Here is a 20,708-nt window from a genome sequence, read left to right on the forward strand (position 1 = left end):
TGCAAAGCGGCGCGCGCGCCAGACAGTCGGCCGAACGGCCAGTCGTGGCACGGAGCGGCCGCGCGGACCCCATACTGACGGCACCGCGATCAGCCGCGTGCCGGCGGACGTCCCCCGCGCCAGGGACCGTCTTACCGGGCAGCTATAATCGCGGGACTGTTTTCCAGTATGCCTATGCAATCCACGTCTCCTACGTCCCCGCCTCCCGCGCCCGAGCCGAAGAAGCGGTCCTGGTGGCTGAAAGTCCTGATCGGCCTCGCCGCGATGTGCGTGGCCCTCGTCGTGGCCGGCGGCCTCGTGCTCGGCTACGCGCTCGTCGTCGCGTGGCCGAACATGCCGTCGCTCGACGCGCTGACCGACTATCGTCCGAAGGTACCGCTGCGGATCTACACGTCGGATCACGTGCTGATCGGCGAATTCGGTGAGGAGCGCCGCGACATCGTCCATTTCAAGGACGTACCCGACTCGCTCAAGAAGGCGATCCTCGCGATCGAGGACGCGCGCTTCTACGATCACGGCGGCGTCGACCTCACCGGCATCGCCCGCGCCGGCTTCGTCGCGCTGACGAACGGCCATGCGTCGCAGGGCGCGAGCACGATCACGATGCAGGTCGCGCGCAATTTCTTCCTGTCGAGCGAAAAGACCTACACGCGCAAGATCTACGAGATGCTGCTCGCGTACCGGATCGAGCGCGCGCTGACGAAGGATCAGATTCTCGAGGTCTACATGAATCAGATCTATCTCGGCCAGCGTGCGTATGGCTTCGCGAGCGCCGCGCGGGTCTACTTCGGCAAGGACCTGAAGGACATCACGCTCGCGGAAGCGGCAATGCTCGCGGGGCTGCCGAAGGCGCCGTCCGCATACAACCCGGTCGTCAATCCGAAGCGCGCGAAGGTGCGCCAGGAATACATCCTGCAACGGATGCTCGAGCTGAACTTCATCACGCGCGAGCAGTACGACGAAGCCGTCGCGCAGCCGCTCGTCGTCAAGGGCGCCGGCCGCGAATTCAGCGTGCACGCCGAGTACGTCGCGGAAATGGTCCGCCAGATGATGTACGCGCAGTACCGCGAGGAAACCTACACGCGCGGCTTCAACGTCGTCACGACGATCGACTCCGCCGACCAGCAGGTCGCATACACCGCGCTGCGCAAGGGCATCATGGATTACGAGCGCCGCCACGGCTATCGCGGGCCGGAAGGCTTCATCGAGCTGCCGGCCGGCGCCGACGACCGCGAACAGGCGATCGACGACGCGCTGCTCGAGCACCCCGATAACGGCGAACTCGTCGCGGCGGTCGTCACGGCCGCAACCCCGCGCCAGATCACCGTCGCCTTCATCGACGGCAGCAGCGCGACAATCGAAGGCGACAACCTGCGCTTCGCGTCGGGCGCGCTGTCGGCCAGCGCGCAACCAAACCGCCGCATCCGGCCGGGCGCGATCGTCCGGGTCGTGAAGAACGACGCAGGCAAGTGGGCGATCACGCAGTTGCCGCAGGTCGAAGGCGCGTTCATCTCGATCGTCCCGCAGGACGGCGCGATCCGCTCGCTCGTCGGCGGCTTCGACTACAACAAGAACAAGTTCAACCACGTCACGCAGGCGTGGCGGCAACCGGGTTCGTCGTTCAAGCCGTTCATCTACTCGGCGTCGCTCGACAAGGGCCTCGGGCCGGCCACGGTGATCAACGACGGCCCGCTGTATTTCAGCGCCGCGGAAACCGGCGGCCAGCCGTGGGAGCCGAAGAACTACGGCGGCGGCTTCGAAGGCCCGATGTCGATGCGCACCGCGCTGCAGCGCTCGCGCAACCTCGTGTCGATCCGGATCCTGAACCACATCGGCACGAAGTACGCGCAGCAGTACATCACGCGCTTCGGCTTCGACGCCGAGCGCCATCCGGCCTATCTGCCGATGGCGCTCGGCGCGGGCCAGGTCACGCCGTTGCAGATGGCCGGCGCGTACTCGGTGTTCGCGAACGGCGGCTTCCGCGTGAATCCGTACCTGATCGCCGAAGTGACCGATCCGAATGGCGCGATCGTCGCCCGCGCGCAGCCGCTCATCGCCGAGCAGAACGCACCGCGCGCAATCGACGCGCGCAACGCGTACGTGATGAACAGCCTGCTGCAGAGCGTCGCGCAGCGCGGCACGGGCGCGCGCACGAACGTGCTGAAGCGCACCGACCTCGCCGGCAAGACCGGTACGACGAACGATTCGCACGACGCATGGTTCGCCGGCTACCAGCACACGCTCGCGGCGATCGCGTGGATCGGCTACGACAATCCGCGCAGCCTCGGCGATCGCGAAACCGGCGGCGGCCTGTCGCTGCCGGTCTGGATCGACTACATGGGCGCGGCGCTGAAGGGCACGCCGGAGTTCAAGCCGACGATGCCGGACGACGTCCAGGCGCTCGGCAGCGAGCTTTACTTCACCGAGTTCACGCCGGGGCACGGCTTCGTGTCGACGGTCGGCGTGCCGCAGGCGCCGGCGGTGCAGAACACCGACGAACCCGTGCCGCACGTCGACGAGCAGGAGAAGCAGGACATCATGAACCTGTTCCGCGGCCATTGACACGAACGGCCCGAGCATGAAAAAAGCGCCCCGCAGGGCGCTTTTTTCTTGTGCTTCGATCCGGCGTATCGGGCGCCCGGTCGGGCGAGCGCCGAACGTTACGCGCCGAACGTGATCGGCTGGCCGGCCTGCTGCGTCGCGTAGTCGGTGAGCGCCGCGAAGAACTCGGAGCCGGTGCGCGTATCGCGCCATTCGCCGTCGACGAAACGGTAATGGAATCCGCCCGCCTTCGCGGCGATCCACAGTTCCTTCATCGGCGGCTGGAGATTGATGATGATCTTCGAGCCGTTCTCGAACGTCAGCGTCAGCACGCTGCCGTTGCGCTCCAGATCGATGTCGTGGTCGCCGTCGTTCGCGGCATCCACGGTACGCTCGACGGCCGCCAGCACGGCCTCGGCACGGGCCAGGTATTCAGTATCGGACATGCTAAACTCTATCGGTTAAATTGTTCAGGGACGATCATGCGAGTCGTTTTCCGGATGAGCGCGATTGTAGCGGCTTTGGCGATACTTGCCGGCTGCGGTCAACGCGGCCCGCTCTATCTGCCCACCGTGCCGCCGTTGCCGGCGAAGCCCATCCAGCAACAGGACACGCCGCCGTCGGACGTCACGCCGACCGATGAAAACGCATCGACCGAGAGCATTCCCGATTCTTCCGGCACGCCGCTCACGCTGTCGCCGGAGCTGTCGAGCGATGCGTCGAGGGCCGCGACGCCCGCATCCGGCCCGGTTGTCGCGCAATAATCGCACCCCGCGGCCCGCGCGGTTTCGTTCGCAACAAAGGCGATGACTTCCCGTCATCGCCTTTTGTTTTTTTCAGGCCCGCATCGTCAAGCACGGATGCGCCGCCAGCCCCATTCAAGCAGCCGCCAGCCGAGCAGCACCGCGACGATCGTCGCGTAGAGCTTCGGCTGCGCGAGATTGTGCTTGCCTGCCCTCATCCACCAGAAATGCAGCACGCCGAACAGCGCAATCGCATAGATTGCGCGATGCAGCGTCGCCCAGTGACGGCCGAGCCGGCGCACCATCGCGCGCGGCGACGTCGCGGCCAGCGGAATCAGCAACACGAACGCGGCGAAGCCGACCGTGATGAACGGACGCTTCCCGACGTCCTTCAGGATCGCGAGCACGTCGAACCACTTGTCGAACCACAGATACGTCGTGAAATGCAGCGTCGCGTAAAAGAACGCGAACAGGCCGATCATCCGGCGAAAGCGCAGCAATGCGGGAACGCCCGTCACGCGCCGAAGCGGCGTGACGGCGAGCGTGATGCAGAGCATCACCAGCGTCCAGAGGCCCGTCGAACGCGTGATGAACTCGATCGGGTTCGCGCCGAGCCGGTCGGTCAGCCCGAACAGCACGAGACGCGCGAGCGGATAGAGACCGGCCGCGAACACCAGCACCTTGGCGGAGGCAAGCCAGCGCGGCGAGGCGGTACGCGCCGCCCCGGCCCCGGCACCACCGGCGGCAGCCGTGCGCATGCCGGACGCGCGCGCGGGCGTCAGCGTGGAGGAAGGGATGTCGTTTCTCACCGGCAAGCTCAGAAGTTCTTTTTCAGGTCCATGCCCTGATACATCGACGCCACGAGATCGCTATAGCCGTTGAACATCAGCGTCTTGCGCTTCGGCGTGAAGAAGCCGTCCTCGCCGATCCGGCGCTCGGTCGCCTGGCTCCAGCGCGGGTGATCGACGTTCGGGTTCACGTTCGAATAGAAGCCGTATTCGTTCGACGCATACGTGTTCCAGCTCGTCTTCGGCTGCTTGTCGACGAAGCGGATCTTCACCAGCGACTTCGCGCTCTTGAAGCCGTACTTCCACGGCACGACGATCCGCACCGGCGCGCCGTTCTGGTTCGGCAGCACCTGGCCGTACACGCCCATCGTCAGCAGCGTCAGCGGATTCATCGCCTCGTCCATCCGCAGCCCTTCCGAATACGGCCAATCGAGCACCGGCGCCGACAGCCCAGGCATCTGCGACGGATCGGCCAGCGTGATGAACTGCACGTATTTCGCGTTGCCGGTCGGCTGCACGCGTTTGATCAGCTCGGACAGCGGCACGCCGATCCACGGAATCACCATCGACCATCCTTCGACGCAACGCAGCCGGTACACGCGCTCCTCGAGCGGCGCGAGCTTCAGCAGTTCGTCGAGATCGAACACCTTCGGGTGCAGCACCTCGCCCTCGACGCTCACACGCCACGGGCGCGGCCGCAGCGTGCCCGCGTTCTGGGCCGGGTCGCTCTTGTCGGTGCCGAATTCGTAGAAGTTGTTGTAGGACGTGATGTCCTTGAACGGCGTCACCTTGTCGGCCGCGACGAACCTCGGGTTGGTTTTCGCCGCAAGCTTCGCGGCCCGCGCGTCCGGCGACGCATAGGCCGCGAACGCCGCGCCGCTGCCGCCGAGCAATCCGCCCGCCGCCGCCAGGCCGGCGGCCTGCAATACGCGCCGCCGGTTCTCGAATACCGCGCGCGGCGTAATCTGGCTCTGCGCGATATCACCGCCGGTCAGTACGGTGCGCAAAGAGTGTTTGATCCACATCGTGCTGCTCCTCCTGCATGCGCGGCGCGCACGCTTCATGAGCGTTCGACCCGACCCGAGCTGCGCCGTTCGACGCCCGGACCGCCCGCCCGTTACAAAAGAAAACCGCCGGGCACGCAGTGCGCCGGCGGTCTTTTGTCGGACCAACGTCGGAAATCTTACAGCTTGCCGTAGCTATGCAGCCCGGACAGGAACATGTTGACGCCGAGGAACGCGAACGTCGTCACGAGCAGGCCCGTGAGCGCCCACCAGGCGGCGACCGCGCCGCGCAGGCCCTTCATCAGCCGCATGTGCAGCCAGGCCGCGTAGTTGAGCCACACGATCAGCGCCCAGGTTTCCTTCGGATCCCAGCTCCAGTAACCGCCCCATGCTTCAGCGGCCCACAGCGCGCCGAGGATCGTCGCGATCGTGAAGAACGCGAAGCCGACCGCGATCGACTTGTACATCACGTCGTCGAGCACCTCGAGCGTCGGCAGGCGATCGGCGAGCACGCCGCGCTCCTTCATCAGGTACGCGACCGACACCATCGCCGACAGCGCGAAGCTGCCGTAGCCGATGAAGTTCGCCGGCACGTGAATCTTCATCCACCAGCTCTGCAGCGCCGGCACGAGCGGCTGGATCTGCTGTGCGTCGCGCGCGACCGAGTACCACATCAGGAAGCCGACGGCCGCGCTGATGACCAGCAGCACGAACGCGCCGAGCGAGCGCGTGCCGTAGTGGCCTTCGTAATACAGATAAAGCAGCGCGGTGATCAGGCTGAACAGCACGAAGACTTCATACAGATTCGACACCGGGATATGCCCGACGTCGGCACCGATCAGGTAGGACTCGTACCAGCGCACCATCAGGCCGGTGAAACCCATCAGCACCGCGACCCACGTCAGTTTCTGGCCGATCGCGGAGCCCGATTCGGAGCGCGCGAGCAGGCCGATCCAGTAGAAGATCGTCGCGAGCACGAACAGCGCGCTCATCCACAGGATCGCGGACTGGCTCGACAGGAAGTACTTGAGGAAGAACGCCGAATCTGCGCGCGCGAGATCGCCCTGGTAGATCTGGATCGACAGCAGCGACAACACCGCGATCGACGCCATCATCAGCCGCGCAGGCTTCCAGCGCCAGCCGAGCACGACAAGCGCCGGCACCGTGCCGATCATCACCGCCTTGTCGTAGTAATTCATGTGTTCGTTGTAATGCACGAACGCATAGCCCGCGCCGACGACGAGTGCCAGGGCGAACAGCCAGTCGATGATCGACAGGCGCGCGAGGAACGGACGGTCGTCGAACAACGGCGCCGGATTCGGGGCCTGGACCGGCCCCGAACGGGAAGAGGAAACTTGAGTGAGATCCATGATGTTACCGGGTGGAATTCTCGGAATCGGAACCGTCGCCGGCGGGCGGACGGGCAGTCGCTGCCGCACCGGCGGGTGCGGCGTCGCGCGGCGTGGCGCGCAAGGCGGCGCCGGCCGCGTCGCGCGTCTGCACGAATTCTTTCTCGAAATCGAAGGTCTTGCGGGCCGTGGACATCGCCATCACCACATCGACGCCCGAACCGGCGTCCTTGAGCCAGAACCAGAGTCGCCGCTCGCGCACGTAGAACATCGAGAAGATGCCGGCGACCAACAGCAGGCTGCCAAGATACACCAGATTCTTGCCGGGTGCGCGCGTCAGCTGAAATACCGAAGCTTGCACCTGCTTGAAGGAGTCGAGCTGCAAATAGACCGGCGATCCGTACAAGAAGCTGTCGGATAGCGCATTGATCGCGTTCTGCACGAAGCGGATCGTGTCGGCGCCCTGCTGGGCGGCCGGCTCGCCGGCACGCTCGCGTGCGATCTGCCAGACCTCCCACATCGACCCCTCGAGCATGCGCAGCAGCAGGCTGGCCGCCTTTTCCTGCTCGGCCTTCGGCACCGAGCGGTCGATGAACGTCGCCACCGCCTGGAAGCCACCGATCGGCTGGCCGTCGGCGCCACGGCCGACGCTGTCGTCGCTCGCCGCAAAAAGGGTCAGCACCTTGAACGCGCTGTCCTGCAGGCGGCCGCGCAGCGACGCTTCGGTCGTCGGCAGCGAACGCTGCGCGAAACGTGCGGCGGCGTCGGCACGCACGGCCGGATCCTCGAGTGCGGCGCGCAGGCGCATCCATTCGCCGATCGAATCCTGGCTGTCGGCCGGAATCCGCATGTAGCGGAACGGATCGTTCGGGCTCGCGCGCACGCCGGCGAGGAACACGCGCGTGCCGCCCATGTCGACGGGCAGCATGTAGTTGTTGAATTCGCGCGCCTGGCCGTCCTTGCCGCGAATCTTGTACTGCACCGACGGGCCGATGTTGTGGAGCTGCATCGGCTTCGACGTCTTCGCGCCCGAACCGAGCCGCTCGTCGAATGCTTCCTTGAGCGACTCCGTCTTCGCGACGCCGCGCACGTCCGGCTTGCCGTTCGCGTCCGCCATGTTCTCGACGTTGATCGCGCGGAAGTCGGAGAATTCGATCGTGTCGCCATCGCGGCCCGGCATCTGCAGCGGCGCCGTGCTGCCGATCGTGCCCTTCACCGCGAAGGTCTTCGCGTTGCCGCCCGTCATCGGGTAGGCCGTCATCTCCATCTGCGAACCGCCGTCCTGGAAGCTCGACTGGTAGATGGACACGCCCTTGTACGTGAACGGCTTGTTGACCTCGACGCGCGCCGGGATCTTCTGGCCCGTCTCGCGATCGATCACGACGATGTCGCTCGCGAACAGCTTCGGCATCCCCGTCGTGTAGTAATCGACGATGAACTTGTTGAGTTGGATCGAGAACGGCAGGTCCTGGATCAGCGAACCGCTCGGCTGGTTCAGGATCGCGGTGGACACGAACTGGCCTTCCGGCACCCACGCGTAGCCGCGGAACGTCGGGTTCGACGCCGACAACCGATGGTCGGGCGAGATTTCGCTGATCGTCGCGCTCGTGTTGACCGGGCTCTTGCCGAACATCCACATCTGGAATTTGATCGGCAGGTTGCTGTCCAGCAGGCCGCCGATACAGATCACGACGATCGCAAGGTGCGCGGAGATGTAGCCCCACTTCGTCAGCGCGCCGCGTTTCGCGGAAATCAGCGTTGCACCGTCGGTTTCACGCACGACGTGCTTGTAGCCGGCCTTGGTGACGAACGTGGCAAGCGAGGCCGCGACGGTCGCGCGCGTGCCGGACGCCGAGTATTCGGCCTTGTGGTGGAAGGCGCGCAGGCTGCCTTCGCGCACCTTGTCCTTCCAGCTCTTCGCGTCGGCAAGCATCTTCGGCGCGTTGCGGATCACGCACAGCGAGATCGACACGACGAGGAAGATCAGGATCAGCATGAACCACCACGCGCTGTACACGTTGTACAGGCCCAGCGAGCGGAAGATGTCCGCCCAGAATGGCCCGAACTGGTTCACGTAGTTCGGATACGGGTCATCCTGGGTCAGGACCGTCCCGACGATGCTCGCGATCGACAGCACCACCAACAGTGCGATCGCGAAGCGCATCGAGCTCAGCAACTCGACCGCGCGCCTGGACGCACTTTGACCCGACTTCGACTGCAACCCCGACGTGGTAACGCTCATTCAAACTCCGACTAAGGGGAAACAGCCCCCACGCTCACTATGTCCGCTGCCCCCGAGGGGGCGGTCAGCACTCTTGGGACGGCCCGGCGAGTGCCGACAAAAAAGGGCGAGGCAACCGCAACGGTGCCCCACCCTTTTCTTGTTCTGACTCCGGCCGCCCTTCGGGCACCCGGTCATTCCATTCGCGACCGTCCGTTCAACGCAGGCCCGCGATGTAATCCGCGACGGCCTTGATCTCGTTGTCCGACAGACGCGATGCGATCTGATGCATCGCCTCGTTGTTGTTGCGCGCGCCGACACCCTGCTGGAACGCGGTCAACTGGGCCACCGTGTAATCGGCCCACTGCCCCGACAAACGCGGGTACTGGACCGGAATCCCCTGCCCCGTCGGCCCGTGGCAGCTCGCGCAGGCGGGCACACCCTTTTCCGCGATGCCGCCGCGATAGATCTTCTGGCCGATCGGCACGGTCGCCGCATCGCGTGCGGTGCCGAGCTTCGTGGACTGCGATCCGTAATACGCGGCGACGTTGCGCATGTCGTCCGCGCTCAACGCGCTCGCAAACCCGACCATCACCGGATTGGTCCGCGCCGGCCCCTTCGCGCCCGGCTGGGCCTTGAAGTCGTTCAACTGCTTGACCAGATATTCGGGATGCTGGCCGGCGAGCTTCGGGAAACTGCCCGATGCGCTGTTGCCGTCGGCGCCGTGACACGACGCGCAGACTTGCCCGGCAATCGCCTTGCCGCGGTCCAGATCCGGCTTTGCCGCATCCGCCGCGTTTGCCTCCGCTACGAAACCTACGAACCCTGCTGCAACCTGAAGCACCATCAGAGACTTGCACAGTCGATTCATTCGCACACCCTGTTTCGTCTTGTGGGAATTTGAGGTTCTGCAAAAAACGACGTCGACCAGTCTACCGCAGAAGCTGCATAAAAGCGCGAGGCAGGCGCCCGCAGCCCTTCGGCAAAACCGGCGTATTGTACAATATCGCGCTGAAAGCTCCCGCGCCTATCGGGGCTACCCCGCCTCCACCAAGCGGCTCGCGCCGCCCCGTCCCTCCGGTTTCCCCCATGGCCTTTTTGCTCCATCAAGCCCGCTTCTACACGACCGTCAACCATCTGCGCGACCTGCCGCCGACGGTGCAACCGGAAATCGCGTTCGCGGGCCGCTCGAATGCCGGCAAATCGACGGCGATCAACGTGCTGTGCAATCAGAAGCGGCTCGCGTTCGCGTCGAAGACGCCCGGTCGCACGCAGCACATCAACTACTTCTCCGTCGGCCCGGCCGCCGAGCCCGTCGCGAACCTCGTCGACCTGCCCGGCTACGGTTACGCGGAAGTGCCGGGGGCCGCGAAGGCCCACTGGGAAATGTTGCTGTCGTCCTATCTCGCGACGCGTTCGCAGCTGTGCGGCCTGATCCTGATGATGGATTCGCGCCGCCCGCTGACCGACCTCGATCGCCGGATGATCGAGTGGTTCGCGCCGACCGGCAAGCCGATCCACACGCTGCTGACGAAGTGCGACAAATTGACGCGCCAGGAAAGCATCAACGCGCTGCGGAACACGCAGAAGGGACTCGACGCGTATCGCGACCAGGGCGTGAAGGGCAAGCTGACCGTCCAGCTGTTCTCGGCGCTGAAGCGCACGGGGCTCGACGAGGCGCACGAGCTGATCGAGAGCTGGGTGCGGCCGTCCGCCGCCGACGAAAAAGGCGAGCCTGTAGCACAATAAGCGGGCAACGCGCGGCCGGGATCGGCCGTGCGCACCTGACGGCACCTGCGAATTCGGCCGGCTCATAAAAAAACCCGCCGTTGAACGGCGGGTCAAACAGCCTAATCGAAAAACGACAGGCACCCGCTCAGGGAGGAGAAGCGGGGAGCTGCACGCGACGCGTGCCGCTCGATCGCTATCATATACCAACGATCTCGAAAATGACCTAAGGGTTCCGTAAGGTCCTTCTTGCCCTGATTTCTACCAAATCGCCATGAGCTTCCATCCGCTTCATCGTCCGCGCCGGATGCGCCGCGACGACTTCTCCCGGCGCCTGATGCGCGAAAACCGCCTGACCACCGACGACCTGATCTACCCGGTGTTCGTCGTCGACGGCACCAACGAACGCCAGGCCGTCCCGTCGATGCCCGGCGTCGAGCGCGTGTCGGTCGATCTGCTGATGCATGTCGCCGAGCAGTGCGTCGAACTCGGCGTGCCCGTGCTGTCGCTGTTCCCGGCCATCGAGCCGTCGCTGAAAACGCCCGACGGCCGCGAAGCGGCCAATCCGGAAGGCCTGATCCCGCGCGCGGTGCGCGAGCTGAAGAAGCGTTTCCCCGAGCTCGGCGTGCTGACCGACGTCGCGCTCGATCCGTACACGAGCCACGGCCAGGACGGCGTGCTCGACGAAAACGGCTACGTGATCAACGACGACACGATCGAGATCCTGGTCGACCAGGCACGCGCGCAGGCGGAAGCCGGCGTCGACATCGTCGCGCCGTCGGACATGATGGACGGGCGCATCGGCGCAGTCCGCGAGATGCTGGAAAGCGACGGCCATATCCATACGCGCATCATGGCCTATTCGGCCAAGTTCGCGTCGGCGTTCTACGGCCCGTTCCGCGATGCGGTCGGCTCGGCGTCCAATCTGGGCAAGGGCAACAAGATGACCTACCAGATGGATCCGGCGAACAGCGACGAAGCGCTGCGCGAAGTGCGCCTCGACATCGACGAAGGCGCCGACATGGTGATGGTCAAGCCCGGCATGCCGTATCTCGACATCGTGCGCCGCGTGAAGGACGAGTTCCGCTTCCCGACCTACGTGTACCAGGTGAGCGGCGAATACGCGATGCTGAAGGCCGCCGCAATGAACGGCTGGCTCGACCATGACAAGGTCGTGCTCGAATCGCTGCTCGCATTCAAGCGCGCAGGCGCCGACGGTGTCCTCACGTACTTCGCGCTCGACGCTGCCCGTCTGCTGAAAGCGCAGCGCTGAGCCGCACGACGGCGCGTATCAAGAAAAACGGCGGGACACTTCATCGGTGTCCCGCCGTTTTGTATTTGTCGTCCGGTCGGCGTAGCAGGCGCCCATATGCGCGGAGGCGCGCGCCTTACACCGTCGGCACCGCCGCGCGATCGAGGCTGCGCAGGAACGTCTCGGCCGCCTGATAGCCGACCACGCGGCCGATTTCATTGCCGTTGCGATCGAAGAAAATGATGCCCGGCGGCCCGAACAGGTTGAAGCGCTTGAGGAGCGCCTGGTCGGCCGGATTGTTCGCGGTGACGTCCGCGCGCACCAGGTGAAGCTGCGCGAGCCGCGCCTGCACCCGCGAATCGGTGAACGTCAGATGCTCCATTTCCTTGCAGCTCACACACCAGTCGGCATAGAAGTCGAGCATCACGGGCCGGCCCGACGTCTTCAGCAGCGCGTCGAGCTCGCCGCTGGAGCGCACCGACGCGAACGCGGGGCCCGCCTGCCCGGCCGCCGCGCCGGCGGCCGACGCATCGCCCGACGCAACCGTGCGCGCCGCGAGTACGGCCAGCGGCTTCACGGGGTCGTTGGAGCCCGCCGCGAGCCCGACGAGCAGCGTCGCGGCCCAGATCGCGAGCGCCGCACCGAGGCCGCGACCGAGACGGCGCCAGATCGACGCGGCGCCGGCATGCGGCGTGAACAGGCCGAGCGCCGCCGCCGCGACGAGCAGCCACAGCGCGGCGAGCACCATCTTCAGCCCGCCCGCGAGCACCGGCCACACGATCCACAGCGCGGCGGCGAGCAGCACGATGCCGAAGAACACCTTCACGCCATCCATCCATGCGCCCGCGCGCGGCAGCACCGTGCCGGCACCGACGCCGACGACGAGCAGCGGCACGCCGAGCCCCAGCCCCATTGCGAACAGCGCGGCACCGCCGAGCCATGCATTGCCGGTGTGCGCGATGAACGCGAGCACCGCGAACAGCGGCGCCGTCATGCACGCGCCGACGACCAGCGCCGACAACGCACCCATCGCGGCGACCGCGACGAAGTGGCCGCCCTGCCGCGCGCGCGAGGCTTCGGCCGCGCCGTTCTGCCAGCGCTCGGGCAACGCGATGTCCTTGCCGGAAATCAGCGATACCGCGAATGCCGTGAGCAGCACGCCGAACGCGCCGAGCACCCACGGGTTCTGCAACCACGCGCCAAGGCTCTGGCCGACCAGCGCCGCCGCGATGCCCAGCACCGTATAGACGAGCGCCATGCCGACCACGTACGTCAGCGACAGCGCAAAGCCGCGCGCATGCGTCGCCCGCGTGCCCTGGCCGATGATGATCGCCGACACGATCGGAATCATCGGATACGAACAGGGCAGGAGACTCAGCACGACGCCCGCGACGAAATACAGCGCGACGATCGTGAAGAAGCCGTGCCCCTCGAGCAGCGACTGCGCGAAATCCGCGCTCGTGACCTTGTCGAACCAGTTGCCCGAGGCCGGTGCGCCGTCGGCCGGCGCGGCCGCGCCCAGCGCCGCGCCGTCGATCTTCACGACGTGCTCCGCGGGCGGATAGCAGATCCCTTCGTCGGCGCACCCCTGCGACGTCACCGCGAGCTCGAACGGCCCCGCCGCCTGCTTGACCGGCACATGAATCACGACCTCGTCGCGATATGTCTCGACTTCCTTCTGGAACGTCTGGTCGAACTTCACATGACCGGCCGGGAACAGTGGATCGCCGAGCGTCGCCTGCCCGCCCTTCACCGCGAAAGCGAACCGCTCTCGGTACAGGTAATAGCCATTGGCCACCTTGAAGCGGACGTCCACCTGCCCTGGCGCTTCGCTCGCGCTGAACTTGAATGCGACCGACGGATCGAGAAAATCGTCGGCCGCGCGCGCGACCGACAGGCCGCCCAGCATGAACATGAACGACAACAGGACTGCGAGGACCCGCAGCGCGCGCACGCGCACGGAAAGCGCCATACCGTTAAACATGAAATAGACGTTGAGTTTCGCTGGTCACCCACTGGCCGTATGCGGCCGAAGCCGTCGCCTGCCACGAGACGATTTCCGGCGTCTCGTACGGATGATGCGCGAGAATAAATCGCTCCAGTTCGAGCGAGCGCACGGGGCTCGTCTTGAACAGCAACTGGATCTCGTCGGCCGTCTCGACCTTGCCCTGCCAGTGGTAGCGCGACTTGATCGCACCGAGTTCCGATACGCACGCGGCAAGCCGCGCATCGAGCGCGCCGTCGGCGAGCGCTGCGGCCGTCGCCGCGTCCGGCACCGTCGTCAGCATCAACACCACCACCATACGCGCCCTCCTGGCTGGTTTTTACCGGCTTCCGCCGCCACGATCGGCCCATCGAAGGCCCGAGCCGACAGTTCCGTATCGTAGCGCAGCCCGCGCGACGCTGCCGGCCGCGGGCTGCGACAATCGATCGCAGCCCGCGGCGCCACAAAAACAAAAAGGGCCAAGCAATTGCCCGGCCCTTTTCAGATACTGCTGCGTACTGGAAGCTTACTCGGCTTCTTGCACGTTTTCCGTTTCGTCGACTTCCGGACGATCGAGCAGCTCGACCAGTGCCATCGGTGCGTTGTCGCCGACGCGGAAGCCGAACTTCAGCACGCGCAGGTAGCCGCCCGGACGGTTCGCGAAACGCGGACCGAGCACGTCGAACAGCTTCGCCACCGAGTCACGATCGCGCAGGCGGTTGAACGCCAGGCGACGGTTTGCCAGCGACGGCTTCTTGCCGAGCGTGATCAGCGGCTCGACGACTTTACGGAGTTCCTTCGCCTTCGGCAGCGTCGTCTTGATGACTTCGTGCTCGATCAGCGAGTTGGACATGTTACGGAGCATAGCCAGACGGTGGCTGCTCGTGCGGTTCAGTTTCCGCAGACCATGACGATGGCGCATTTCAGTTTCCTTGATTCAAAGTTTTGATCCAGCTCTTCTATCGCACCGCTGGGGTGCACGGGCCGGTAACGAAAAAAGCAAGATGCGGATTTTAAAGGAAAATCCGCATCTTTGCCAACTACAGCAACAACCGGGCTTACTTGTCGAGACCAGCCGGCGGCCAGTTTTCGAGCTTCATGCCCAGCGTGAGACCGCGCGAAGCGAGCACTTCCTTGATCTCGTTGAGCGACTTGCGACCGAGGTTCGGTGTCTTCAGCAGCTCGTTTTCCGTGCGCTGGATCAGGTCGCCGATGTAGTAGATGTTCTCGGCCTTCAGGCAGTTCGCCGAACGAACCGTCAGCTCGAGATCGTCCACCGGACGCAGCAGGATCGGATCGATCTGCGGTGCGCGCGACGGTGCCTCTGCAGCCGTTTCCGTGCCTTCCAGAGCCGCGAACACGGACAGCTGGTCGACCAGGATGCGGGCCGATTGACGGATCGCCTCTTCCGGGGTGATCACGCCGCTCGTCTCGATGTTCATCACGAGCTTGTCGAGGTCGGTACGCTGCTCGACACGTGCGCTTTCAACTGCGTAGCTCACGCGGCGAACCGGCGAGAACGACGCGTCGAGAACGATGCGGCCGATGATCTTGGCCGTGTCTTCGCCATAGCGACGGACGTTGCCGGGCACGTAGCCGCGACCCTTTTCGATCTTGATCTGAACGTCGAGCTTGCCGCCCTTCGACAGGTGTGCGATCACGTGATTCGGGTTGATGACTTCGCAATCGTGAGCCAGCTCGATATCGCCGGCCGTGACGACGCCTTCGCCTTCCTTGCGCAGGGTCACCGTCACTTCGTCACGGTTGTGCAGCTTGAACACCACACCCTTCAGGTTCAGCAGCAGGTTGACGACGTCTTCTTGCACGCCATCAAGCGTCGAATACTCGTGCACCACGCCGGCGATCGTGACTTCGGTCGGCGCGTAGCCAACCATCGACGACAGCAGCACGCGGCGAAGCGCATTGCCCAAGGTGTGGCCGTAACCGCGTTCGAACGGTTCCATGACCACCCTCGCGTGGTTCTCGCCCAGCGATTCCACGGCGATGATCTTGGGTTTCAGCAAACTGGTTTGCATGGGCTTTCCTTTTCAATACCCTCGGCTCGTTACACCGATAAGGCTGACCGGTAACAACCAGAAAATAAACAGCCGAGGCCCCTCCTTGCGTAACGCAATCGGGGTACCTCGGCCGTCAATCGGATTAACGCGAATACAATTCGACGATCAGGCTTTCGTTGATGTCGCCTGCGATGTCAGCGCGTTCCGGCATTTGCTTGAACGTGCCTTCGAACTTCTTCGCATCGACTGCAACCCAGCTCGGCATGCCGCCTTGCTCGGCCAGCGACAGCGCTTCGACGATACGCGCCTGCTTCTTTGCCTTTTCGCGGATCGCGACGACGTCACCCGCCTTCACTTGCTGCGACGGCACGTTCGCGACGACGCCGTTCACGGTGATCGACTTGTGGCTCACCAGCTGACGCGCTTCAGCGCGGGTCGAGCCGAAGCCCATGCGATACACGACGTTGTCGAGACGCGACTCGAGCAGTTGCAGCAGGTTTTCACCCGTGTTGCCCTTGCGACGGTCGGCTTCAGCGAAGTAGCGGCGGAACTGACGCTCCAGGACGCCGTAAATGCGCTTGACCTTTTGCTTTTCACGCAGCTGCGTACCATAGTCGGACGTACGTGCGCCCGAGGTACGGCCGTGCTGACCCGGCTTGCTGTCGAGCTTGCACTTGTCGGCGAGCGAGCGGCGCGCGCTCTTCAGGAACAGGTCGGTGCCTTCACGGCGGGACAGCTTGGCCTTAGGGCCGATATAACGTGCCACTTTGCATTCCTTTATCAATCAGTCACGCGGATCGAAATCCGCGCTAGTTCGCGCCCTTTGGGGCGAACGGTGGGCTTAGTCAATCAAAAAAGCAACGCCCGTCGACGCTACGCGGCGACAGGCAAATGTGCCAGCACGAACGTGCCAGCACATTCTTAGATACGACGGCGCTTCGGCGGACGGCAGCCGTTGTGCGGAATCGGGGTGACGTCCGAAATCGCGGTGATCTTGATGCCGAGGCCATGCAGTGCGCGCACTGCCGACTCACGACCCGGGCCCGGGCCCTTGATCCGCACTTCCAGATTCTTCACGCCATATTCCATCGCCACGCGACCGGCCGACTCAGCAGCAACCTGAGCAGCGAACGGCGTCGACTTGCGCGAGCCCTTGAAGCCCTGGCCGCCCGACGTCGCCCATGCCAGTGCATTGCCCTGGCGATCGGTGATCGTGATGATCGTGTTGTTGAACGACGCGTGAACGTGAACCACGCCTTCAGCGACGTTCTTCTTAACCTTCTTGCGAACGCGTTGCGCCGCGGTGTTCGAAGCCTTAGCCATTACGTTTTCCTGTAACTGTCAGTTCCGCTTACTTCTTCAGCGCTTGCGCTGCACGACGCGGACCCTTGCGGGTACGTGCGTTCGTACGCGTACGCTGACCGCGCATCGGCAGGCCCTTGCGATGACGAACACCACGGTAGCAACCGAGGTCCATCAGGCGCTTGATGTTCATCGTCACTTCACGGCGCAGATCGCCTTCGACGATGAACTTGCCCACTTCTTCACGCAGCTTTTCGAGGTCTGCGTCGGTCAGGTCCTTGACCTTCTTCGAGAATTCCACGCCAGCTGCCGTGCAGATGCTGCGCGAGCGCGTGCGGCCGATACCGAAGATTGCCGTCAGGCCGATCTCGGTATGCTGGTGATTCGGGATGTTAACCCCTGCGATACGAGCCATTGTTTTTCCTCAAACAAAAAGCGCAAACAAACGCGCGGTCAGCCTTGGCGCTGCTTGTGGCGCGGATCCGAGCTGCAGATCACGCGAACGACGCCTTTGCGCTTGATGATCTTGCAATTGCGGCAAATGCGCTTAACCGATGCCATCACTTTCATGATAATACCCTTTTTTCAAATCACTTCGCCCGGAACACGATCCGCGCACGAGACAGATCGTAAGGCGTCAATTCAACCGTCACCTTGTCGCCCGGCAGGATGCGGATGTAGTGCATCCGCATCTTCCCGGAGATATGCCCCAACACGACATGGCCGTTTTCCAGCTTCACACGGAAGGTCGCATTCGGGAGGTTTTCGATCACCTCACCTTGCATCTGGATTACATCGTCTTTGGCCATAGTCCTTAATTAACGCATTGGGATGTTGCCGCCCTTGAAGTTTGCCTTCTTGAGCAGCGACTCATACTGTTGCGACATAACGTACGACTGCACCTGCGCCATGAAGTCCATCGTGACGACGACAATGATCAGCAGCGACGTTCCACCAAAATAAAACGGCACGTTCCAGCGCAGCACCAGGAATTCCGGCAGCAGACACACGAAGACGATGTAGATCGCACCGGCCAGCGTCAGACGCGTCAGGATGCGGTCGATATATCGTGCGGTCTGATCGCCCGGACGAATGCCCGGAACAAACGCGCCGCTCTTCTTCAGGTTGTCCGCGGTTTCCCTGCTGTTGAACACCAGTGCGGTGTAGAAGAAGCAGAAAAACACGATTGCCAGCGTGTACAGCAGCACATAGACCGGCTGACCCGGCTTCAGCGCCTCCGCGACGTTATGCAACGTGTTGGAGATCCAGCTTCCCGACGGCTGACCCGTGCTGAACCAGCCGAGAATCGTGGCCGGAAACAGGATGATCGACGACGCGAAGATCGGCGGAATCACGCCCGACATGTTCAGCTTCAGCGGCAAGTGCGACGACTGGCCACCGTAGATCTTGTTGCCGACCTGGCGCTTCGCGTAGTTCACGAGGATCTTGCGCTGACCGCGTTCGATGAACACGACCAGGTAAGTCACCGCGGCAATCAGAACGACGATGATGATCGCCGAAATGATGCTCATCGAACCCGTGCGCACCAGCTCGAACAGCCCACCGACGGCATTCGGGAACCCTGCTGCGATCCCGCCGAAGATGATGATCGAGATGCCGTTGCCCAGACCACGCTCGGTGATCTGCTCACCCAGCCACATCAGGAACATCGTGCCGGTAACCAGCGTCACGACCGTCGTCAGCCGGAACAGCATGCCGGGGTCGATCACGAGGCCCGGCTGGTTTTCCAGCGCAGCCGCGATACCGAACGCCTGGAAGGTCGCGAGCACCACGGTGAAATACCGCGTGTACTGCGTGATCTTCCGTTGCCCTGCCTGCCCTTCCTTCTTCAGCGCCTCGAGCTGCGGCGAGACGATCGCCAGCAACTGCATGATGATCGACGCCGAGATGTACGGCATGATCCCCAGCGCAAAGATCGTGAAGCGGGAAAGCGCGCCACCCGAGAACATGTTGAACATGCCCAGGATGCCGCCCGCCTGACTCTGGAACAGCTTCGCCAGTTGATCCGGATCGATGCCCGGCACGGGGATGTGCGCGCCGATGCGATAGACGATCAGCGCCAGGAGCAGGAACATCGCTCGCCGACGCAGATCGCCGAATTTCGCCGTGCTTCGACCGGGTTTTGCAAGACTCGGGCTGTTAGCCAAGTACCTTCTCCGATGAATGCAAGTAACGACGCGCTACGCGTGTCACTCGGCGAACGAACCGCCAGCCGCTTCGATCGCAGCGCGCGCACCCTTGGTGGCACCGAGACCCTTCACGACGATCTTGCGCTTCAGTTCGCCCGTCGCGATGATCTTTGCGCTCTTCGTCAACTCGCCGACCAGGCCGGCTTGCTTCAGTGCGAGCAGATCGATTTCATCGACCGGCAGCTTCTCGAGGTCGCCCAGGCGCACTTCACCGACGAATTCCTTCGTCAGCGACGTGAAGCCGCGCTTCGGCAGACGACGTTGCAGCGGCATCTGACCGCCTTCGAAACCGACTTTGTGGAAGCCGCCCGAACGCGATTTCTGACCCTTGTGACCACGGCCAGCCGTCTTGCCGAGGCCCGAACCGATGCCGCGGCCGACGCGACGCTTGGCGTGCTTGGCGCCAGCGGCCGGCTTCAGGTTATTCAATTCCATATCAACTCCTTGATCCGTAGGGCCGCTTACGCGATGACCTTAACGAGGTACGAGACCTTGTTGATCATGCCGCGGACCGCCGGCGTGTCCTGCAGCTCGCTAACCGAGTTGAGTCGGCGCAGGCCCAGGCCACGCACGGTCGCGCGGTGCGATTCGCGGGTCCCGATCAGGCTCTTAACGAGCTGAACCTTGACAGTTTTTTCAGACATGGTGACCACCCGGGCTTAGCCCAAAATATCTTCGACGGACTTGCCGCGCTTCGCCGCGATGTCTGCCGGGGTCGACTGCTTGCGCAGACCGTCCAGCGTGGCGCGAACGAGGTTGTACGGGTTCGTCGAACCGTGGCTCTTTGCCACGACGTTCTGAACGCCCATCACGTCGAACACTGCGCGCATCGGGCCGCCGGCGATCACGCCCGTACCTGCCTTCGCCGGAGCGAGGAGGACAGCGGATGCGCCATGCTTGCCGTGCACTTCGTGCTGCAGCGTGCCGTTCTTGAGCGGCACCTTGAACATGTTGCGGCGAGCTTGTTCCATTGCCTTCTGGACAGCGACCGGCACTTCCTTCGCCTTGCCCTTGCCCATACCGATGCGGCCATCACCGTCGCCGACCACGGTCAGTGCGGCGAAGCCGAGAATACGGCCACCCTTCACGACCTTGGTCACGCGGTTGACCGAAATCATCTTTTCGCGAAGGCCGTCGTCGCGCTCGTCAGCCTGAACTTTCGCTTGCATCTTTGCCATGACGAATTCCTTCCTTAGAACTTGAGCCCAGCTTCGCGAGCTGCCTCAGCCAGCGCCTTGACGCGGCCATGGTAGCGGAAGCCCGAGCGGTCGAAGGCGACGGATTCGATGCCGGCGGCCTTTGCCTTCTCGGCAATACGCTTGCCGATCAGCGTCGCAGCATTAACGTTGCCGCCCTTGCCCGACTTGTCGGCCAGTTCGGCGCGCACTTCTGCTTCGAGCGTCGACGCGCTGGCGAGCACCTTGGTGCCGCAGGGCGAGAACACTTGAGCGTAGATGTGCGTGTTCGTGCGATGCACGGCGAGACGCGCGACCTGCAGCTCAGCGATCTTGATACGCGTCTGGCGAGCGCGGCGCAGGCGAGATTGAGTCTTATCCATGATTGCGCAC

24 protein-coding genes are annotated in these 20,708 nt (G+C 63.9%); 4 read left to right on the forward strand and 20 right to left on the reverse strand.

The features are described 5' to 3' along the window. Nucleotides 1-174: 174 nt before the first annotated feature. Nucleotides 175-2,562 carry a penicillin-binding protein 1A gene (locus WS46_RS27530; protein WP_156443196.1) on the forward strand — a complete coding sequence of 796 codons (2,388 nt, stop codon included), beginning with the start codon at nucleotides 175-177 and terminating at the stop codon, nucleotides 2,560-2,562. A gap of 98 nt (nucleotides 2,563-2,660) precedes the next feature. On the opposite strand, the gene cyaY is transcribed toward WS46_RS27530, so the two are convergent. Continuing rightward, complete coding sequence (cyaY, locus tag WS46_RS27535; protein ID WP_059692387.1) at nucleotides 2,661-2,987, reverse strand: iron donor protein CyaY; 327 nt, start codon at nucleotides 2,985-2,987, stop codon at nucleotides 2,661-2,663. 36 nt (nucleotides 2,988-3,023) lie between these two features. On the opposite strand from cyaY, the gene WS46_RS27540 reads away from it, so the two are divergent. After that, entirely contained in the window at nucleotides 3,024-3,305 is a 282-nt protein-coding gene (locus WS46_RS27540; protein ID WP_059535586.1) for a lipoprotein, read from the forward strand. Nucleotides 3,306-3,391: 86 nt separating this feature from the next. On the opposite strand, the gene msrQ is transcribed toward WS46_RS27540, so the two are convergent. The 5 genes from msrQ to WS46_RS27565 all read right to left on the reverse strand — a co-directional run bounded on the left by msrQ (nucleotide 3,392) and on the right by WS46_RS27565 (nucleotide 9,517). Further along, complete coding sequence (gene msrQ / locus WS46_RS27545) at nucleotides 3,392-4,081, reverse strand: protein-methionine-sulfoxide reductase heme-binding subunit MsrQ (RefSeq protein ID WP_059692396.1); 690 nt, start codon at nucleotides 4,079-4,081, stop codon at nucleotides 3,392-3,394. 20 nt (nucleotides 4,082-4,101) lie between these two features. After that, on the reverse strand, nucleotides 4,102-5,097 hold the full coding sequence (msrP, locus tag WS46_RS27550) for a protein-methionine-sulfoxide reductase catalytic subunit MsrP (protein ID WP_059692388.1): 996 nt from the start codon (nucleotides 5,095-5,097) through the stop codon (nucleotides 4,102-4,104). Between the two features lie 158 nt (nucleotides 5,098-5,255). Further along, complete coding sequence (gene ccsB / locus WS46_RS27555; protein ID WP_059692389.1) at nucleotides 5,256-6,446, reverse strand: c-type cytochrome biogenesis protein CcsB; 1,191 nt, start codon at nucleotides 6,444-6,446, stop codon at nucleotides 5,256-5,258. Between the two features lie 4 nt (nucleotides 6,447-6,450). Further along, complete coding sequence (locus WS46_RS27560) at nucleotides 6,451-8,667, reverse strand: cytochrome c biogenesis protein ResB (protein ID WP_059692390.1); 2,217 nt, start codon at nucleotides 8,665-8,667, stop codon at nucleotides 6,451-6,453. Between the two features lie 196 nt (nucleotides 8,668-8,863). Next, entirely contained in the window at nucleotides 8,864-9,517 is a 654-nt protein-coding gene (locus tag WS46_RS27565; RefSeq protein ID WP_059535578.1) for a cytochrome c, read from the reverse strand. A 218-nt stretch (nucleotides 9,518-9,735) separates the two neighbouring features. Between WS46_RS27565 and yihA the strand changes: the two genes are divergently transcribed. Next, nucleotides 9,736-10,395 (forward strand): ribosome biogenesis GTP-binding protein YihA/YsxC, encoded by a 660-nt coding sequence (gene yihA / locus WS46_RS27570; RefSeq protein WP_059505749.1) that lies wholly within the window; start codon nucleotides 9,736-9,738, stop codon nucleotides 10,393-10,395. Nucleotides 10,396-10,648: 253 nt separating this feature from the next. Beyond that, the gene (gene hemB, locus WS46_RS27575) at nucleotides 10,649-11,647 is read left to right on the forward strand and encodes a porphobilinogen synthase (protein ID WP_059686546.1); all 999 of its coding nucleotides are present in this window, start codon (nucleotides 10,649-10,651) and stop codon (nucleotides 11,645-11,647) included. Between the two features lie 115 nt (nucleotides 11,648-11,762). Here hemB and dsbD read toward each other — a convergent pair whose 3' ends face one another. From dsbD to rplR, 14 genes are all read right to left on the reverse strand, one after another. Further along, nucleotides 11,763-13,610, reverse strand: coding sequence for a protein-disulfide reductase DsbD (dsbD, locus tag WS46_RS27580; protein WP_059692391.1), 1,848 nt, complete (start codon nucleotides 13,608-13,610; stop codon nucleotides 11,763-11,765). Then, entirely contained in the window at nucleotides 13,603-13,929 is a 327-nt protein-coding gene (gene cutA, locus WS46_RS27585) for a divalent-cation tolerance protein CutA (RefSeq protein ID WP_057924809.1), read from the reverse strand. The genes dsbD and cutA overlap by 8 nt, the downstream gene beginning before the upstream one ends. A gap of 207 nt (nucleotides 13,930-14,136) precedes the next feature. Continuing rightward, complete coding sequence (rplQ, locus tag WS46_RS27590; RefSeq protein ID WP_006477175.1) at nucleotides 14,137-14,532, reverse strand: 50S ribosomal protein L17; 396 nt, start codon at nucleotides 14,530-14,532, stop codon at nucleotides 14,137-14,139. Between the two features lie 136 nt (nucleotides 14,533-14,668). Further along, complete coding sequence (locus WS46_RS27595) at nucleotides 14,669-15,646, reverse strand: DNA-directed RNA polymerase subunit alpha (protein WP_006477176.1); 978 nt, start codon at nucleotides 15,644-15,646, stop codon at nucleotides 14,669-14,671. A 124-nt stretch (nucleotides 15,647-15,770) separates the two neighbouring features. Then, entirely contained in the window at nucleotides 15,771-16,394 is a 624-nt protein-coding gene (gene rpsD, locus WS46_RS27600; protein ID WP_012362893.1) for a 30S ribosomal protein S4, read from the reverse strand. 155 nt (nucleotides 16,395-16,549) lie between these two features. Next, nucleotides 16,550-16,951: a 30S ribosomal protein S11 gene (rpsK, locus tag WS46_RS27605; RefSeq protein WP_004197937.1), complete on the reverse strand. Its 402-nt coding sequence runs from the start codon at nucleotides 16,949-16,951 to the stop codon at nucleotides 16,550-16,552. A gap of 28 nt (nucleotides 16,952-16,979) precedes the next feature. Next, nucleotides 16,980-17,345, reverse strand: coding sequence for a 30S ribosomal protein S13 (rpsM, locus tag WS46_RS27610; RefSeq protein ID WP_039323572.1), 366 nt, complete (start codon nucleotides 17,343-17,345; stop codon nucleotides 16,980-16,982). 38 nt (nucleotides 17,346-17,383) lie between these two features. Beyond that, complete coding sequence (gene rpmJ / locus WS46_RS27615) at nucleotides 17,384-17,500, reverse strand: 50S ribosomal protein L36 (protein WP_004199844.1); 117 nt, start codon at nucleotides 17,498-17,500, stop codon at nucleotides 17,384-17,386. 20 nt (nucleotides 17,501-17,520) lie between these two features. Continuing rightward, nucleotides 17,521-17,739 (reverse strand): translation initiation factor IF-1, encoded by a 219-nt coding sequence (gene infA, locus WS46_RS27620; protein WP_004521905.1) that lies wholly within the window; start codon nucleotides 17,737-17,739, stop codon nucleotides 17,521-17,523. A gap of 9 nt (nucleotides 17,740-17,748) precedes the next feature. After that, nucleotides 17,749-19,098: a preprotein translocase subunit SecY gene (secY, locus tag WS46_RS27625; protein WP_006400642.1), complete on the reverse strand. Its 1,350-nt coding sequence runs from the start codon at nucleotides 19,096-19,098 to the stop codon at nucleotides 17,749-17,751. A gap of 42 nt (nucleotides 19,099-19,140) precedes the next feature. After that, on the reverse strand, nucleotides 19,141-19,575 hold the full coding sequence (gene rplO, locus WS46_RS27630; protein ID WP_006482880.1) for a 50S ribosomal protein L15: 435 nt from the start codon (nucleotides 19,573-19,575) through the stop codon (nucleotides 19,141-19,143). Nucleotides 19,576-19,601: 26 nt separating this feature from the next. Continuing rightward, on the reverse strand, nucleotides 19,602-19,784 hold the full coding sequence (gene rpmD / locus WS46_RS27635) for a 50S ribosomal protein L30 (RefSeq protein WP_006400644.1): 183 nt from the start codon (nucleotides 19,782-19,784) through the stop codon (nucleotides 19,602-19,604). Nucleotides 19,785-19,799: 15 nt separating this feature from the next. Beyond that, on the reverse strand, nucleotides 19,800-20,318 hold the full coding sequence (gene rpsE, locus WS46_RS27640; RefSeq protein ID WP_006752931.1) for a 30S ribosomal protein S5: 519 nt from the start codon (nucleotides 20,316-20,318) through the stop codon (nucleotides 19,800-19,802). Nucleotides 20,319-20,332: 14 nt separating this feature from the next. Further along, complete coding sequence (gene rplR / locus WS46_RS27645) at nucleotides 20,333-20,698, reverse strand: 50S ribosomal protein L18 (RefSeq protein ID WP_006477183.1); 366 nt, start codon at nucleotides 20,696-20,698, stop codon at nucleotides 20,333-20,335. Nucleotides 20,699-20,708: the final 10 nt, after the last annotated feature.

Origin of the sequence: Burkholderia sp. RF4-BP95 (assembly GCF_001521985.1) — a bacterium.
Taxonomy (GTDB): domain Bacteria; phylum Pseudomonadota; class Gammaproteobacteria; order Burkholderiales; family Burkholderiaceae; genus Burkholderia; species Burkholderia diffusa.